Origin of the sequence: Bulleidia sp. HCP3S3_C9, from assembly GCF_052064035.1 — a bacterium.
Lineage (GTDB): Bacteria > Bacillota_I > Bacilli_A > Erysipelotrichales > Erysipelotrichaceae > Bulleidia.
In genome coordinates this window covers 18,986-38,003 of sequence record NZ_JBQHWJ010000018.1, presented here as the reverse complement: position 1 = coordinate 38,003, position 19,018 = coordinate 18,986, and the positions used below count along the sequence as shown (strand labels likewise).

General features: G+C 31.1%; 12 protein-coding genes. All 12 read right to left on the bottom strand.

Going from position 1 to position 19,018, the window contains the following annotated elements; genetic code table 11:
* Positions 1 to 214 precede the first annotated feature (214 nt).
* Complete coding sequence (locus tag ACTND6_RS04815; RefSeq protein ID WP_441022033.1) at positions 215 to 442, bottom strand: phosphopantetheine-binding protein; 228 nt, start codon at positions 440 to 442, stop codon at positions 215 to 217.
* Positions 435 to 1,613, bottom strand: coding sequence for a diaminopimelate decarboxylase family protein (locus tag ACTND6_RS04810; RefSeq protein ID WP_441022035.1), 1,179 nt, complete (start codon positions 1,611 to 1,613; stop codon positions 435 to 437). Before ACTND6_RS04810 ends, ACTND6_RS04815 begins: the two co-directional genes overlap by 8 nt.
* On the bottom strand, positions 1,606 to 3,129 hold the full coding sequence (locus ACTND6_RS04805; protein ID WP_441022037.1) for an AMP-binding protein: 1,524 nt from the start codon (positions 3,127 to 3,129) through the stop codon (positions 1,606 to 1,608). The genes ACTND6_RS04810 and ACTND6_RS04805 overlap by 8 nt, the downstream gene beginning before the upstream one ends.
* A 3-nt stretch (positions 3,130 to 3,132) precedes the next feature.
* A complete protein-coding gene (locus tag ACTND6_RS04800; protein ID WP_441022039.1) occupies positions 3,133 to 4,665 on the bottom strand; it encodes an MBOAT family O-acyltransferase in 1,533 nt (510 codons plus the stop codon).
* 2 nt (positions 4,666 to 4,667) lie between these two features.
* On the bottom strand, positions 4,668 to 5,513 hold the full coding sequence (locus tag ACTND6_RS04795; RefSeq protein ID WP_441045061.1) for a hypothetical protein: 846 nt from the start codon (positions 5,511 to 5,513) through the stop codon (positions 4,668 to 4,670).
* A gap of 122 nt (positions 5,514 to 5,635) precedes the next feature.
* Positions 5,636 to 7,429 carry a polysaccharide biosynthesis protein gene (locus tag ACTND6_RS04790; protein ID WP_441022043.1) on the bottom strand — a complete coding sequence of 598 codons (1,794 nt, stop codon included), beginning with the start codon at positions 7,427 to 7,429 and terminating at the stop codon, positions 5,636 to 5,638.
* 145 nt (positions 7,430 to 7,574) lie between these two features.
* Entirely contained in the window at positions 7,575 to 9,986 is a 2,412-nt protein-coding gene (locus ACTND6_RS04785) for a glycosyltransferase family 2 protein (protein WP_441022045.1), read from the bottom strand.
* Entirely contained in the window at positions 9,986 to 12,439 is a 2,454-nt protein-coding gene (locus tag ACTND6_RS04780; RefSeq protein WP_441022047.1) for a glycosyltransferase family 2 protein, read from the bottom strand. The genes ACTND6_RS04785 and ACTND6_RS04780 overlap by 1 nt, the downstream gene beginning before the upstream one ends.
* Before the next feature lie 53 nt (positions 12,440 to 12,492).
* Entirely contained in the window at positions 12,493 to 13,266 is a 774-nt protein-coding gene (locus ACTND6_RS04775) for an ABC transporter permease (protein WP_441022049.1), read from the bottom strand.
* An 11-nt stretch (positions 13,267 to 13,277) separates the two neighbouring features.
* A complete protein-coding gene (locus ACTND6_RS04770) occupies positions 13,278 to 14,423 on the bottom strand; it encodes an ABC transporter ATP-binding protein (protein WP_441022051.1) in 1,146 nt (381 codons plus the stop codon).
* Positions 14,424 to 14,434: 11 nt separating this feature from the next.
* Positions 14,435 to 17,047 carry a glycosyltransferase gene (locus ACTND6_RS04765; RefSeq protein ID WP_441022053.1) on the bottom strand — a complete coding sequence of 871 codons (2,613 nt, stop codon included), beginning with the start codon at positions 17,045 to 17,047 and terminating at the stop codon, positions 14,435 to 14,437.
* A 13-nt stretch (positions 17,048 to 17,060) separates the two neighbouring features.
* Positions 17,061 to 18,989, bottom strand: a complete 1,929-nt coding sequence (locus tag ACTND6_RS04760; RefSeq protein WP_441022055.1) for a hypothetical protein — start codon at positions 18,987 to 18,989, stop codon at positions 17,061 to 17,063.
* Positions 18,990 to 19,018: the final 29 nt, after the last annotated feature.

Here is a 19,018-nt window from a genome sequence, read left to right as displayed (position 1 = left end):
GAAGTTGTTTTCATCATGCCTGAATATTCACATTTTCAAAGAACAGATACCTTCTGAAACTAACTTGTTCAAAGAATTTCATTTTCAAACTTTTTCATCAATTTCTGTTGACTTTTATATAGTTAGCTTTTCATCTAAAAAAGTGTCCGAAATATTTTAACACAGTGGACACTTTCATAAAAGATTGTGTGTAACTTCACACAATTCACAAACACTATTCTTCCATCAATCTTTCAACCATTGCATATAATGCTTTGGCACTATTAAAGTTTTCAGGCACGATTTCAGAAGCGGGAATTGAAATATCATATCGATCATTCAATGTGGAAATAATTTGTAAGATATCAAAAGAATCAATGATATGGTCATCAATTAATGTATCGCAATGTTCAAAATCAACATCTTCTTTAATATCTTCTAATAATTCTAACAATTCATCCATTTTTTCTTCCTCCAGGTATATTGAGAACATAAGATTCAACATGTTCTCTTTGTACTTCATAATCATACTTCTTTTTTCTCAGAAGTACACAAGGCAGCGTACGACTTAAGAATAAATTAATGCCTTCAGTTACGGAATACGCACCAATATTTTCAAAAGCAATCAAGTCACTTTCTGACAACCCTTTATGATACTTCCGAATCAAAATATCATTTGTGGAACAAAGAGATCCACAGATACACCAGTCTTTTGCTTCAACTTCCATATCTGTTATATGCTGTGTCACTGGTACATTCATTCCCATCATGCTTCCATAATAATTCACATGATTGATCCCACCATCCACAATACAATAATTCACACCTTTGTTTTCTTTTAAATCCATTACTTTTGTGAGATATGTTCCACAATACGTCGCAAAAAATCTTCCCATTTCAATCGAAACGTCTTGCGTGAAAGAACTCAATTCTGTATGTATTTCTTTGAGTGGTTTGTATGTATCTGTAAAATCTTCATTTTCAAATAATGATACGTTACATCCAGGTCCATACTCTAAATTATCTAGCTTCACATGATGTTCTGCTTCAATTTCTTGAAAGAGTGTTTTTAACATTTCTAATTCTTTGACTTTGTGTTCAATCTTTTTTCTTTGTGTTCCAACAAAGTAATGAATGCCTTTAACTTGAATATTTGAATATACATCCATTTGATCAATTACAGAAAACAAATCTTCCTTTGACATTCCAAATTGTGAACCCGCATTCAATCGTAACAATACAGGTACTGTAACATTTAACTTCTTTGCTTCTTCATTGATACATTTCACATGTTTCAGTGATTCGCAAGTCAATATGCCTACACCATATTGAATCGCTTCATCAATATCCCATGCTTCTTTATTTACCCCAGAATAAATAATCATATTCCCAGGCACATGCAATGCTTTACAAATCTGTAATTCCCCAGGAGAACACACTTCTAAATGATCTACAAGCTGAATCATTGTAGGAATCAGAAAAGGATTTGCCTTAATGGAATAACAAAGATGATATTTTCCTTCACTGATTTTTCTGATTTCTTTCACTCTTTCAATCAATGCTTCTTCATCAAAGACAAAACAAGGTGTCTGATACGTTGAAGCAATATATTTCAATTCTTCCTGATCAAGCATGTTTGATTCCTCCAATTTCTTTTAAGGCATTGAGATCTACTTTGCCATTTTTATTCATTGGAAATGCATCTAATGCAAATGCTTTATTAGGTAACATATATCCAGGCAATACATCTCTCAATTCACTGATCAGCTGTTTTCCCTCAATATTTCCTACATAGAAAAGAAGAATTCTTTTCTTGTTCGAATCATAAATACAGATTGCACGTGTAATCGCTGTATGTTGTTCCACCTGTGCTTCAATTTCACCAAGTTCAATACGATGTCCAAGATGTTTGATCTGAAAATCCTTTCGACTTGTATAAATAAGTTTCAAGTCATCTGTGTATTTCCCTAAATCTCCTGTGCGATAGATTCTTTCATATGTTTTATCATTCAAAGGATTTTGAACAAAGACTTCATTTGTTTTCTTCATATCATGATAGTAGCCTAACGCAACACATGTACCAGAAACACAGATTTCTCCTTCTTGATCCGGTACTTGAATCAATGCATCATTTTCATCCAGAAGGAATACTTTTTCATTATCAAATGCTTTTCCAATCGGAAGCACTTCATCTAGTTCATATTCTCTTGTTTCAAGAATTTCATATGTACAGTTACATGTAATTTCTGTAGGTCCATATAAATTCACAAATGTTGTAAAAGGTAATGCCTTTGTCCATTTGTTCAGCTGCTTAATTGGCATCACTTCTCCAGAGAACATAACAAGTCTTACACTAACTGGTGTCTTATACTGCAGACCATTCATAATAGATACAAAGCACATCGCACTCACTGCCCAGATCAGAACAGTACATCTTTGTGCACTCAAATAATCCATTAATACCGTAGGATTTGAGAAGTATTCTCTAGGAATGATGACAACACTTGCACCAGTACATATTCCACTATAAATATCTTTCACAGATACATCAAAATCAAATGGTGCCTGATTTCCTAAAATATCACTCTGTTGAATGCCGGTTGTTTTAACAAATACTTCAATAAAATCAATCACATTCCTATGACAGACCGTAACACCCTTCGGTACACCCGTAGAACCAGATGTAAAGTTAACATACAGTGGATCCATATCCAGTGCCTGTTCTCTAATGGCATCTAGTCGTTCCTGATCCATCTTCTTTTCAAAAAGGATGTCCGCAATGACTTCTACATGAATTGCAGGAAACAACTTATGTGCTTCTTCTAGATGCTCTTCATCTGTCAAAATCAATGCAGGCTGTAATACAGAGATGATTTGATGCATCCTGCTTTCTGGCTGTCTTGTATCCAAAAATGAATACAGACAACCTCCATAGACGGCACCAAGCATACCACATACCGCCTCAATATTCTTTTCCATATAGAAGCCAACAGCACTTCTAACATCACACATATACGAAACATATGTGCCGATACATTTTGCATTTTGTTCCAATTCTTTAAAAGATATTTCATCTTTAGGATCTATAAATGCAATTCTCTTTTTTTCTTGTTCTGTTTTATTTTCAAGCCATTCTAATACATTTTTCATAATTCAAAATCCCGCATACATCATCGCAACTTCATCATATCCAGGACCATACGCCCCAAATAAGATGACTGCAAAAATCAAAGCATAAAGTACACCCCATCGTACTGCAGATGGGCATTGATCCAGTAAACCATGAATCGATATATTCTTTTCCTTCAGTACAGATACAACGATTACAACACCAAAAGAAACAATGACAGAAATCCATTCTCGATTTGTTAAACCAAGTGTTGGAAATACTTGTATCATTTCATTGGTATTAAAGTTTGTAAACATACTCACAAGCATTGTCCATCCATCAGTAAATGTAGGAGCTCTAAAGAACATTTCACCAATAATCACAACGATAAATAACTTAATAAATCGAAATGTTCGAATCCCCCAGCCATTCACATCCAAATGATGTTCCATACACCACTTCTCAAATGGTTTTTCCAAAAATAATTCAAGTACCATGAGAACAAAGTAATACATCCCATACAGAACATATGTCCAATACGGTCCATGCCAGAAACCATTACAGATCCATACACAGAATAAAGCAATCAATGGACCAACATATCTAGCAACCATATTTCCAAGATGATTCTTACACCATTTTGTTAATTTTTGAATTGGTTTACTTAAAGATACTGGATAAAATACATAGTCTCTCAAAAAAGCACCTAAAGTAATATGCCATCTTCTCCAGAAATCACCAGCATTCTTCGCAAAAAATGGCTGCCTAAAGTTTTCTGCAATCGTAATACCAAAGATTTTTCCAACACCTAATGCAATATCAATCGTACCTTTAAAATCCATATACAATTGAATCGTACATAATACTGCAGCCAGCAAACTCAATGCACCACTTGTCTTGTAATTCGCAAACAATGTATTCACAACACCACTCAAGTGATCTGCAATAATCATCTTTTGAAATAATCCCCATGTGATTCTTTCAACACCAAATGTAAAATTCTCTGGCGTAATTGGATTGCCTGATTTTAATTGATCAATCATATCTGAAAATCTAGTAATTGGACCTTCCATGATTGTTAAAAAGAAACTGTTATATAAAGATAAATCAAAGAATGAATGCGCTGGTTCAATCTTTTTGTTTGATACATCTACTAGATATGAAATATTCTGCAGCGTGTAATAGCTGATACCAATTGGTGCAACAATACTCAATGCTGTAAAAGAGGAGCTAAAAATTGTAGAACCTATGAAGTTTGTATATTTCAAGGCAATTAGCACAAACAAATTAATAAGTACACTGATTGTAAGAATTGTTTTCTTCTGTTTTTTGAATTTCTTACGATCTACATTTATTGGAGCTTTCTTCATTGAAGATAACTTTTTCCCAAACAAATACGTAATCAAAGTCGTAACTAAATTATAAACAATCAATTTCTTTGACCATACAAAGAAAAATGCGTAGTTAGCGAATAACAATGTCATCCATCTATATTTCCGGGGAAATAAAGAATAAAGAATCATAATCATTGGAACAAATCCAAGATAGAACAATATTGAATTATAAGAAAATGTCATACTTAATCATATTCACTCGCATCTTGTGCTAATGCATTCCATTCCTGATACGAGCTATCCTTTCTATGATCTTCTAATGCATAGTTTTTTTGAATATAATCACCAAGATTCTCACAAATCTTTTTAGAGCCATGAATATTCACATGTTCCCCGTAATCTCTTAAATCATTACTGAAATCAAAATCAATTTTATCTAAAAGCTCAGATTGATTATAATCAACATAATTCACACCATTCTCATCACACCATGTCTGTATGATTTCATGTCTTCCATTTGTCCAAACGAGAGGAGAAATTGTATTTACCAGTAACAACTGACTATTTTGTCTTTTACAGAACTGATAAATCTTATCCAGGTAAATTTGAGAATCAGCCGGCATTTTTTCAGATAGCTCTCTTTTCATATATGCATGATCCACCTGATATGGCGTAACCTGATCAGAGCCATTAAAACCTTTTCGATCAGCTCTATAGTCAACCTTTTCCTCAAACAGCCAAGCATTATGATAATGAAATATTGGAAATAGATTAAGCATCCCCAATTTTAAAACATTCAATGGCGTATAAATCATATTTACATCCATCACCACAAGTTTAGGCTTTTGCTTATGAAAAACATTTTTCAACATCACATAAGCATCATACGGAAACTGTCCTGGTGTACATGCATTATAGGAAGTAAAACCATGATCAGTATAGAATTGCAGAGGATCATATGTTGCCCAGCCTTGACTATCTCCCAAAAAAGCGACATCAATTGAATTCTTTTTTTCTTCATTGAATACTGCAACTTTAGAAGCAATGTCCTCATACTGATACCCCATATCTCTATATTTTCTATATGGCAAACTAAAAACACATAATAATACACAAAAAACAATTTCAACTTTGACTAACTTTTTCCAAGTATACCGATGTGTATTCATATTTCTCCTTTTGTACAAAACGAAGAAGCAGTTAACTTCTCCGTTTATTTTTTCGTAATAACTTCAATGATCTTTTGGTTATCAGCATTATTATCAGATACTAACTGTTGTAAGGCATTAATTTTTGTATTCACTTCATCCATAGTAATATCTTCAGGTTCCGCAACAAAAATCAAATTATTCGCTGTTTTCGTAGAATTCTTAGGATCCACCAATAACTCTTCATAAAGTTTTTCACCAGGTCTTAATCCTGTAAATTCAATCTTGATATCTTCATCAGGAATTAAACCTGATAACTGGATCAGGTTTCTCGCAAGATCAACAATCTTTACTGGTTTACCCATATCCAGAATAAAGATTTCACCAGTCTTTGCATAAGAACCAGCCTGTAAAACAAGCTGTGCAGCTTCTGGAATTGTCATAAAATAACGAATGATATTTGGATCTGTAACTGTAACAGGACCACCCGTTTCAATCTGCTTTTCAAATAAAGGAATAACAGAGCCATTAGATCCAAGAACATTACCAAATCGTACGGCACATAATTTCGTAACACCATTGTTCTTATAGCCTTCCACAATAAGTTCACACATTCTCTTCGTTGCACCCATAACATTTGTTGTACGCACAGCCTTATCCGTAGAAATCATCACAAACTTATCCACATAGTTGGTAATACAACATTCCACAACATTCTTTGTTCCAAGAACATTGTTTTTAATAGCTTCTAGTGGACTGCTTTCAACAAGTGGTACATGCTTATGTGCTGCTGCATGGAATACAACATTCGGATGATATTTCTTCATAATTTCATCCACACGTTTTTTATCTCTCACAGAACCAATCAAACATATAACATCCGTTACATTCTGATCATGACCACGTCTTCTTTCAATGTTGATTTCCTGTTGCAAATCATACATGTTATTTTCATAAATATCTAACAACACAAGTCTTTTTGGTGTAAACTGCATAATCTGTCTAACAAGTTCAGAACCAATAGAGCCACCAGCACCAGTCACCATAATTGTCTTGCCTGTAAGATATCCACCAATTTCCTCATTGTTTAAATACAATTCGCCTCTACCAAGAAGGTCATTGATATTAACATTACGAACAGATGCTCTTTCTCCAACATTATTCTGAAGCTCAAAGGAAACAATTTTCGTACGCAGATTCATCTGTCTACATCTTTCAATCATTTCCCTAAGATCCTGTTGTGTTATATTCTTAATAGCAATATATGCTGTATCAATATTGTATTTTTTTACAATACGAGGCATATCATCATCTGTCCCTAATACAACAACACCACTTAATCTCTTCTTAACTTTCCGTTTATTTTTGTCAATAAAGCCAATGATTCTTGTATCATAAAGATCACTATACGTAATCTCTCTCATTGCGGTAACACCTGCAGAACCAGCACCAAGAATCACTGCACGATGACTTCTATGACGTTGTGCAGAGTCTCTTCTAACAACACGATACATCAAACGTAAGCCAAGCATTAAAAGAAGCTGGAGCATTCCCGCAATGACAGGTACACTTCTAACATACCATGGAATCTTTACAAAAAGCATTCCAAGCCACCATGCAAAGTTGCCAACAAACACTGCTACCGAAACTCTTAAAGCTTCATCCACAGAAATAAACATCCATAATGATTTATTCAACTGGAACAACAAAATAGAAGCCAGATTCGTAATGATTGGCCAGTACATATATTTCCATAATGTCTGATGTTCAAAAGGAATAACTTCTTTACCAAAATCTGTTCTAACAAAATAAGCAAACCAATATGAGAAAATAACAATTGTAATATCGACAATTGCCATAATGATCTCTCTATGTTTACTAATCCATCTATAAAATTTCTGCATAACTAAAAAATAGACACAGTAAGCCCTTTACTTACTTGTGTCTATTTTATCACACACACTATTAGATACCAAATTTCACAAAGTGAAGAATTATTAAGAATCACTTGAGTTCAAATGGTTCATTTTCAATTTTGAAGTTTACATTGTAATATGGATCACCATTTACAAGGATATCTCTCCATCTATCTTGCCAGATTTCAACTTCACGATTAAATCGATTTACTTTTTCAAGATTATTTTCATAACCTCTTGATTTTGATTCAAAATGATAAAATTTCGCAAAAGAATTAAATACAACCAAATCATTTTTTTCTCTAACTCTTAAGCAATAATCAATATCATTACATGCAACCTTAAAAGATTCATCAAATCCATGCAATTCTTCAAACAAAGATTTCTTTGTCATCATGCATGCCGCTGTCACTGCACTATAATCACAGTTCACTTGAGCACGCATCATATATCCAGGATCCTTCAAGCCTTCAATATCATTCATGATATGTCTAGCATATCCCATAAATCCAATCACTACACCTGCATGTTGAATTGTATTGTCTTGATATAAAAGTTTCGAACCAACAATACCAACATTCTTTCTTGAACAAGTTCCAACCATTTCACGAATTGCTTCTGGAGCAATCACTTTTGTATCGTTGTTTAAAAATAATAGATATTGTCCTTTGGCATATTTCGCACCAAAGTTATTGATTGCGGAGAAATTAAATTCTGTTCCTTCCCAAGTCACAACTTTTACATTTTCATGATCAGCTTGCACCTGTTCATAATAATCAAATGTAGATTTCTTCTTACTATTGTTTTCCACAATAATAATTTCAAAGTTTTTATATGTATTCACATTGTATAAAGAATCAATACATGTTTTTAATACATCTTCATGTTCATAGTTAGGAATCACAATAGAAACAAGTGGATCTTCATCGAGCAAGTACTCCACATGATACAAACCCCAATATGGTTTCTTTCTCATTTCTACTTTCGCTTTTACACCAATACGATCTAAATGATGCTGAATTGCTTTTTCTCCCGCAATATAACAATACATCTTACTTTCAGGATTTAAAGCAGTTGATCCTTCATGCATTCTCCAATGATAAAGAATCTTAGCAATATGATGAATATCATTTGTTTTTTCAACACACTTCAATATCACATCATAATCCTGTGCCCCATCATATTCACTATTGAATCCACCTACTTCACGCAAAATATTTGTTTTCACCACAAAGAAATGCGTAATATAGTTATGAGACAACAACAAATCTTCATTGTAGTCAGATTTGAAGTTTGGATCTTCATATTGAAGCGTTTTTCCATTTAACTTATCTTCATCTGTGTACACAATATCATGATGTACGTCTTGCAAAGAAGAAACCACTTCATATAAAGCGTTCAATTCTAATACATCATCATGATCAAATAATGCAGTATATTCACCATCAGCAAGTTCTAAAGCTTTATTTGTATTTCCTGAAATACCATAGTTTTTATCCAGCCAGGAAACTACAATTCTATTATCTTTAGATACATACTCTTTGAGTATATTTTTTGTTTCTTCCTGATTACTGCCATCCGCAATACATAACTGCCAATTTGCATATGACTGATTTCTTACGGATTCAATCATTTCAATCAATAAATCTTTTGGTGTATTAAATGTTGGAACTAAAATACTGATTTTTGGTGCATATGAAAAAACAATCTTTTTTTGTCTTTCTAATTCTTCATCCAAAATTCTATTTCTTCTAAACCACGCATCGTAATCAAATTCTTCCTGCATTCCAAATAAGATCTTATAAACCGTTTCCTTGATTCCATTTTCTTTTAAATATTCAAAGAATCGTTTCATCATTTTTGGACTGATTCTTTTCAGTGCAGTTCCTATTGATAGTTTTTTCGTTTCGTTTCTCTCAGAGAAAAAAGATGTAAGTGGCAGCGATTTAGTGTTATTACCATTTCTCAATTCAATAGAATAATCTTTTCCTTCTTCTTTGATAAAAGAAAGCGCAAAGCCATACATCTGGTCTTTTGAAAGAATGGAATCATCAATCAATTCCTGAAATTTAGTGTTTCGAAGTGAAAATTCACTTGTTTTATTATCAGTTATATTCTTTACCTGTATTTCAGGGAACTCTAAATTTGAAGTAAATGCCCAGCCTCTTACTTCTGTTATTCCATTATTAGATGAAACAAATGTGATATTTGAAGCGATGGAAGATGCATCTAATAACATTGTTATTTCATCTTCTAAAAGAATAGATTCCTGATGATCCACAACCGCTTTTAAACAAAATTCTTTTTCATCTAATTTTGCATAGCAAAAGCATTCATATTGTTCTTTCCCTGTCTGAATCACATAAATACCTTCTTTAGAATCATTTAATACTAAAGAAAACAAACGATCTTTCATAGAGAAAGAAGCATGTAAAAAATACATGCCATTTTCTAGTTGAATAAAGTTTTTTAATGTAAAGTTCTCAGATTTCATATTCATTAATCCAGGATATATGGTCCTTTTTCTATCGCAAAGTTTTTATTGTAGTATGGATCGTTGTTAGGTAAATATTTACCCCATTTCTTTTGCCATCTAGCTACTTCGTCTTCATAACGTGCTTTTTTCTCTTGGTTATCTTCATAGCCTCTAGATTTAGATTCATAATGATGCCATACAGAGAATGCATCATACACAACAAGCTGATTTAAATCCCTCACTTTCAGGCAGTAATCAATATCATTGCATGCAACTTTAAATGATTCATCTAATCCACCCACTTGTTCCCAAATTGATTTTTTAGTCATTAAACAGGCAGCAGTTACCGCAGAATAATCACAAGTAATTGCAGCACGCATCATATATCCATACTCATACTTACTCATGATACCTGTAAATACATGCCCTGCATATCCACTAAATCCAATCACTACTCCAGCATGCTGGATAGAATCATCATCATACAATAATTTTGCCCCAACAATTCCAACTTCATCACGCATACAATTGCTTGCAAGTTCTCTTAAAGAATCAGGCTCAATCATTTCTGTATCATTGTTTAATAACAGAATATATTCACCTTTAGCATATTGCACGCCAAAATTATTGATTGCAGAAAAATTAAACTCCGTACCTTCCCAAGTAACAACGCTAACATTATCATGCTCTTTCTGTACTTGTTCATAGTATTCAAACGTAGATTTACTTTTACTATTGTTTTCCACAACAATAATTTCAAAATTCTTATATGTATTTACATTGAACAAAGAATCAATACATGTTTTCAATACATCTTCATGTTCATAGTTAGGAATAATAATTGAAACCAATGGTTCTTCCTTCATCACATATTCTACACGGTATAATCCCCATAAAGGTTTTCCTAAAGTAATTGCATTTCCTTCAATTCCCATACGATCTAAATGAGATTGGATAGCTTTTCTTCCTGCTTCAAACGCATATGTCTTGCTCTCTGGATCACCAGCCGTAGATCCCTCATGGATTCTCCAATGATATAACACCTTAGGCAAATGATAGATATCCTTGGATTTTTCAATGCATCTAAACATCAAATCATAATCCTGTGCACCATCATACTCACTTCTGAATCCACCAATAGTTCTAATAATGTCTGTTTTTACTACAAACAAATGTGTAATGTAGTTATGAGAAAGGAATAAATCAGGACTCCAGTCTGGTTTCAAACCTGGATCCATAAGCATCCCAGTTTGTTCATTCAACTTGTCTTCATCCGTATACACAATATCATGTTGTACATCTTGTAATGACTGAACTACTTCAAATAATGCATCAGGTTCTAATAAATCATCATGATCAAACAAAGCAGTATATTCGCCAGTTGCTAATTCTAATGCTTTATTAGTATTTCCTGAGATACCATAGTTCTCAGATAGCCAAGAAACTTTGATTCTTTCATCTTTTGATGCATAGTCTTGAATGATTTTCTTTGTTTCCGCTTGATTGCTTCCATCTGCAATACATAATTGCCAATTTGCATATGATTGATTTCTCACAGAATCAATCATCTCACGCAATAACTTAGAAGGTGTGTTATACGTTGGAACAAGAATACTTATGTATGGTGAATATGCAAAAGATACTGTTTTTTGTCTATTTAATTCTTCTTTTGTTACCTTATGACGATCAAACCAGTTTTGATATTTGTACTCAGCATTATTGGAATTCTTGATCCATCCAAATGTATTTCTAATACCATTTTCTTTTAAATATCTAATTCCCTTTTGAATGTTGCTAAAATTAATTTTTTTCAAAAAAGAAGCAATTGAAAGAGAATTAGAACGAATACAATCATCTAAAGATATCTTAATTTGTTGATTATTTGAACTTAATTCTAAAAAATAATCTTTACTATCTTCAAAATGAAAAGACCCAACAAACCCTTTTACTGAAGTAGAAAATGGACTTATGTCTTCTCTTACAGTATCTCTAAAAATCACATCTATTTCATGATTTTTTGAATCTACTATTTTATGCTTAACTAAAGTATTATTAAATGAAAAAGCCCATCCTCTAAAATGGTACATTCCAGAATCTTTACTCTTTGTAACTTCTTCAATATCACACGCAATAGAGGACTCTTTTATAAATTGCTTTAATGTGCTTCCTTCTTTAGAAATTAACGTTTTCTTATCACCATTTATCTCTGCAATTACTTTAAATGAATGTATATTCGAACTTAATTCTTTTCTTACTCTAAATCCACACTTAGAAAAAGCTGAATCTAAATTATAAGACTCACATACATCAACACGATTCATTGGTACATAGTCTAACAGAACACTTCTATCATCAATCACTAAATAAACAGTTGGAATACCTTTTTGAGAATCAATGCACCAACCAGAAAGAAGTAGAACAAGATTCTGTTCTACTTTATATAAATTAAAGATATCAAACGAAAAGTTTAAAGACATACGCTTTCTCCAATGAAATTTCAATATTAAAGAGTCTGTTAATACAACGAATATTAAAATTGTTCAGCAAATCCTTTTTCAAGTTTCTTAAAAATCATATATCCTAGCACTAATACAATACATGCAATTACAGACACATAAATAAAGTCAGTTAACGGTGGAGTAACATGGTATAAAAAAGCATCTCTATACCCCATTATTATTTTCGTCATAGGATTTAATTGAATTATCTTCAAAAATAATGTGTTGGATTCAAAAAGACTCATTTGATATACAATTGGTGATCCATAAAATGCCATCATTAAAATAAAATTAACAATATACTCTAAATCTTGAACATATGCATCCACTGCTCCAAGTGCTAACCCAATTCCCAAAGCTAGAACACACTCAATAATTGCTAATGGAATTGCATATAGGAAATGCCAAGAAAAACCAACTTTAAAAATCAAGCAAAAAAACAAAATAATCAAACACGAAATGAAAAAGTTAATTAATCCACTAATCGCAGAAGATAAGGGCAATATAACTCTTGGAAAATACACTTTTTTTATAATGCCAGAATTTTTTTTAACACTTATAACACATTCATTTATTACTGTTTGAAAAAAAGTCCAAGGCAAGATTCCCGTAACTAAGTATATAATATAGTCATCTCCTGTATCACGCATCATATAAGGGAAAACAATTGCATAAACAAGTACTTGAAGAAGTGGATTGATAAATGACCATAGTACTCCAAGAAAAGAAGCCTTATATTTTCCTCGAATTTCTTTTTTTATACTTGTTTTCAACAATTCTCGATATTGATATAATTCAGAAATCATAAATAACCTCCCTATTCAACAAATATTGATATTGATTTTTGGCAAATTTCATTTCCTTGTGAATCACATATAACAGCTGATATAGATAATTCTCCACATGATGATATTTCATTTTTATAATCGCCAAGTTTAATATTAGCAAGCCAACCTATTTTATTTACATCTAAAACGCCGTTAAATTGCTCGTTATAAAGGTTATATACATCTCCTCGATGAAAATATGAAATTCCATCTATTTTTTTATCTCCAATTTTTATAGAAAAAACTTCATCAGTACAATCTGAAATTTTCCATCCTTGAATTTTAATAATTGTTTCTTCTCCATAGAATCTACTGAAACTTTTTGGAGATTCTATATTTATAATTCCCTTATAATCATCTAAACCACTTTCAACATCTAATTTTTTCTGTAATTTGTAATCTAAAGATATTTGCTTTAAATATTCGCTAATTACGTAAATTGGATCACCGTCTTCGCGAATTTTACCATTATATATCCAAATGCATCTATCACACAACTTTTTCACAACTTCTAAACTGTGTGACACAATTACAATTGTCATATCACTTCTTTTGAGTTCTTCTAATTTTGCATAACACTTATCTTGAAAATGTTGGTCTCCAACAGCCAATATTTCATCAATCAGCAAAATTTCAGCATCAACATTTATTGCAATTGAGAATGCTAAACGCATGTACATGCCTGAGCTATATGTTCTGATGGGCTCATCAATTGCTTTTCCAAGTTCGGAAAAATTAATTATTGTATCAATTCGCTCAGCAATCTGTTCTTCATTCAATCCAAAAATTGCAGCATTAAAATAGATATTTTCACGTCCAGTAAAATCTGGATGAAATCCTGCACCTAATTCGAGCAAAGAAGTTAATTTTCCATTTGTTTCTAATGTACCACTTGTTGGATAAATAATTTTCGTCATTAATTTCAAAAGCGTTGATTTACCAGAACCATTGGTACCTATTAAAGCAACTGTTTCACCTTTGTGAATGTCAATACTGATATTTTTTAAAACTTCATGCACAGTTGTTTTGTTGCCATTATGTCTTATAAAAAGTTCCTTAAGCGTCCTTGCTTTATCATATTGCATTTTAAAGCTTTTAGACAGATTTCTTACTTCAATTGAGTTTTTTTCATTCATACACTTTACACTTATTTCCCAATTAATATTTTTCTCACATTTTTTGCAAACTTTACAGATTTAGTGGAATTAATATCATTAATCTCAAATTCTAGTTTAGAACATTTTCTATTGAGTTCTTCTATTTTCTTCTTCATTGTTAGTTCTCTTGCATTTGTACACGAGTCCTTTAATGCTTGCAAAATATATTCATAATCTACAATATCTTCAACATTGTGTTTTTTTAATTTAAACTGATTATATAGATTTATATATTCTACGCACATCTGTTCAGTTGTTTTGAGAATAATTTCACTAATATTTCGCTGTTTATTTTCCAATATTTCACGATTATTTAATACTTCTTTCAATATTCCTCGAATTTCTTCACTTGAATGCTCAACAGAAACTAGCCATCCATATTTATCTGATATCCTTTCTCCAACAGCTCCAAAATCGACACCTATAACTGGTTTTTTTGACGCAAGAGCTTCCGAAAGAGTATAACAGAAAGTTTCTGGCCAACAACTTAAAATGCAAACTACATCTATACCATATCCATCTAGAAGAATTTCAATATCATCTCTATCATATTTTCCTGTTTTAATAAAATTTGGTGCATCAAGTTTTAATAATTTTTCATCTCCTATCTCACCAAATTGATACCAGCAAATATCATTACTTGAATTTTGTATTAAATCTCTAATAATTGTAGTTCCTTTTTCAACAGTAACACCACCAATAAAACCAACATTTAGTTTTGATTTTGGAAGGTAGTCTTGAACTTTAAAAACATACTTTTCATTATTAGTATATGCTTTACCCTTATACATAATAATTATAGTAATTTCGATTTTTTTCCCTTTATATTTGGCATAAGGCACAGTTGCTTCATAACCAGAATATAAATATTTTTTATTATTAAATCCATTTGAAATATCAACACGTTCGATTTTTTCACACTTGTAGTAGTTTATTTTACCATCACACAAAATTTTAATGGAAAATTCATAGTCATTAGAATCTGTATCTTCAATAAAAGCCCATCCAGCTATACGATTTATTCCAGCTTCTTTGTTAAGACAGCAATCAACAAAAGAATGCATTTTGTCTGTTACAATATTTTCTGACTTTATACAATCAAAAGAATCATTTAATTCAATTGTAATATCTATTCCATGCGATATAACTTTTATTTTTTCTTTTAGTTGAGGATAAATTTTAAGAAAATAATTTTTACAATTCTCAGATGGAGTAATTAAATATTCACATATTTTTAATGCCTCATATGCTTCTTTTCTCCACTTTTTAATCCAATTTACTGTAGGTGCTATCATTCTTTTACACTGCAAGCAATTGTCACATTTTGTTTCATCAACAAAATCACAAAAAATTCCATCAGAATCAACACCCTTGCAAGTAGGACAAATCATATAAAAGTCATGCAACGTCATTATTATTGGAATATTTAATTGTTGTGCCAATTGAAAAATATCTAAAGAAAGTCTCTGAACATGGTGGACATGAATAAGATCTACATGAAAACCAATTAAAATATTTTTCAATACTTTATAAATTTCCCTATCATTGATTTTTTGGAATCCATCATATTTTCCAATATAGAATTTAAAATCTTGTGTTTTGTCATCAACATATATAGTCACATTAAGATATTCACTTTCACGTGCAGCAACTATTATATTTTTTTCAAACTTACAACCATTTGTTAAATCTTTTACATGATATTGTGTTCCACCATGCCTTTCAGGACAATCATCTCTAAAATCAGCATGAATCAGATACAAAACTGTTTGTCTTCCATTATGCAATAATCTATAAATATTGATGTTATCTCTTATATATTGATCCGGATTATCTATACAATATTTTGAATTAGCAATCATTTGTTCTGGATATCTTTCGAATAATATCTTATTATGTGCTTCAATGAGCTGCTTTTTTTCTTCTGTATCAAATGAAGCGGTCCCTTTGTGATAAACAAAAGTATTATCTGCCATAACATGTATGTATCCAATTTGTTCTGCGCGATTACAAAAATCGTTTTCTTCGCCATATCCTCGTCCAAACGTCTTCGCATCAAATAATCCAACTTCATTGATTACTTTTCGTTTTATAAACATACAAAAACCAACAGCGACTGTAATTCTTGGATATTTTTTTAAACTTACCGCTTCAATTAATTCAGCTAAACTATCGATTGTCATTCCATCAGGAATTTTATTATCCTCACAAAAATTCGGATATGAACAAAGTGTAGCAGCATTACTCAATGGTGTTACTGTTGCAATTTCTTCAGAAGAATATGCTGCCTCTTTAATTTTTTCAACCCATCTTGAAGTAACTACTGTATCAGAATTTAATAAAATAACATCATTTTCTTCTGACATTTGCATACCAATATTCACATTTGCAGAAAAACCTTGATTGACGACATTATGTTTAACAATCACATTCTCATTATCTTCAAAAGATTTAAGTAATGGTAAAATCCTTTTATCTGGGCTATTATCATCAATAAAAATGACTCTACATAAATCAAAATCAGTATGTTTTTTCAAACTGTTATAACATTTTATAACATCATCATATCCATTATATACTGGGACTATAATATCTATTTTCATAACTTAATCACCTTTAATCTAAATGCTCATATTTTCGTGTTTTAGTATTTCTCAACTTATTAGTGTATGGTATTGCAGAGGAACAATCGTAATTACCATAGTGTATCATTAATACATTTATTTTATAATTTCCACCAAATTCATGATACAAAATTGATGCTCTATGCAATCCATCAAGAATATAATTTGTTTCTTTATCTACTACAATCAATCTTTTTGAATCATTATAGTTTTTAGCATTAAATTCCGAATATAAATGCCAAAATTGATTTATAAAAAATGTATCGTCTAATTTATTAAATTCAGATTCACTATAATCATAGAAATCATTTCTTCGATTCAATCGACAATAATTAATATATTCAGAATAATATTTATTATTGTCAGTTAAGTATTTATATGGTGCAAGTTCATAAATATAATTAACATTCCCTTTTCTAATAGCTTTTAATTCATCTAACTCAATTGATTCTATTTGATAATCTCGAACTATTCTAGTGTCTAAATTTCTAACAATACAATCATCGGACAATAATACCCTGTTGTCATTTAACAATCTCAAACCACTATATTTTGCTAATGATTTTTCTAATTCTTTCCACTTATTTTGTCTTGCTTGATCAACATCTATTCCGTAAATAGAATAACCTTGAAGTTGAACAAAAAAGCCAAGATATCTTTCGAATGCATGAGCCATAGAAAATGAGCCTCTAATAGAATCACAAAAAATAGATGAATTATAATTTAATTTTTTAAATTCATTTGCAATTTCAGCTCTTACACAAAAACAAGTGCCAGCTACAAAAGAATAATTTTCAGGCACGTCAACCTTTATCAATTTCAACTGCCTAGTTAAATATGAACGTAAGTATGGCAAATCTGTAACAATTAAATTTTTCGCTCCAACCATTCCAATTTTATTATTGTCCATCAAAGAAATTGTTTTGTGAACATTTTCTGGTCCCAAAATTGCATCAAACAAATTTGTAAACCAGTCTCCATCTTGATAGTATTTACCATTAACTATTTCTGCTCTATTATAGGTTCCTTTGGTTTGTATTTTGAATACTGCTTTATAACTTGATAAATCAACCATATTTAGAACCTCAATATAAGAGGCAATGTCAAAGCCAACATTTTCAACCTTAATAAATACTGTATCTGGTTTAAATAATTGAATTTTCTGATGATATTCTTCCCATGCTTGCCCTTCTATATATGTTATATATAGGTCATAATTATAAGGAGATAAGTTTTCTAAATAAGATTGGATTTCTATCCAAGATGTGTAATAGAAAAAATGTAAAACAACTAGAAATTTTTTATTTTTATTTTTTTTAATTATATTATAATATTTTAATCTATTTTTTTTTCGTGGAAGAATCATTTCATTTCTTTTAGAATAAATTCCTTCTAATTGAGGATCAACTTTAAATGGTTTTCTACCTTCATCCTCTCCATAAATCAAATAATGTAATAATGGGCAAACATCTTTTCCTATATCAGAATTCACTTTCAGATATCTATTAGTAGAAAAATTAGGTGATGGATTATAACCTTCTTTATATCCTTTTTCTACATAATGGACAAAATAATTATTTATAGTTATTTTACTTTGTACTTGTTGTTTATAATAAACTTCATCATAAAGTTTTTTTTCACTTGCCAAATCAGCATAATATTCTAGAGAATAATCAACAGCACGGCCTTCTTTTTCTCCATCACTTAAATAATGTATTAATGGGCACTTTCTACTATTTTTTACATCAGGATTTTTCTTTAAATATTGTTCTGTTGAAAAATATGGACTTGGATCATATCCTTTTTTCCAGCCTACATTAACATAATGTTGATAACTATTTTCTGAATATTTCCTTGACTCAGGATAATGTTGTTCATACCACTTTTTATCAAATAATTGTCTATTCCCATTCTTTTTCATCGTCTTTCCACTCTTTCATATATGTTGGT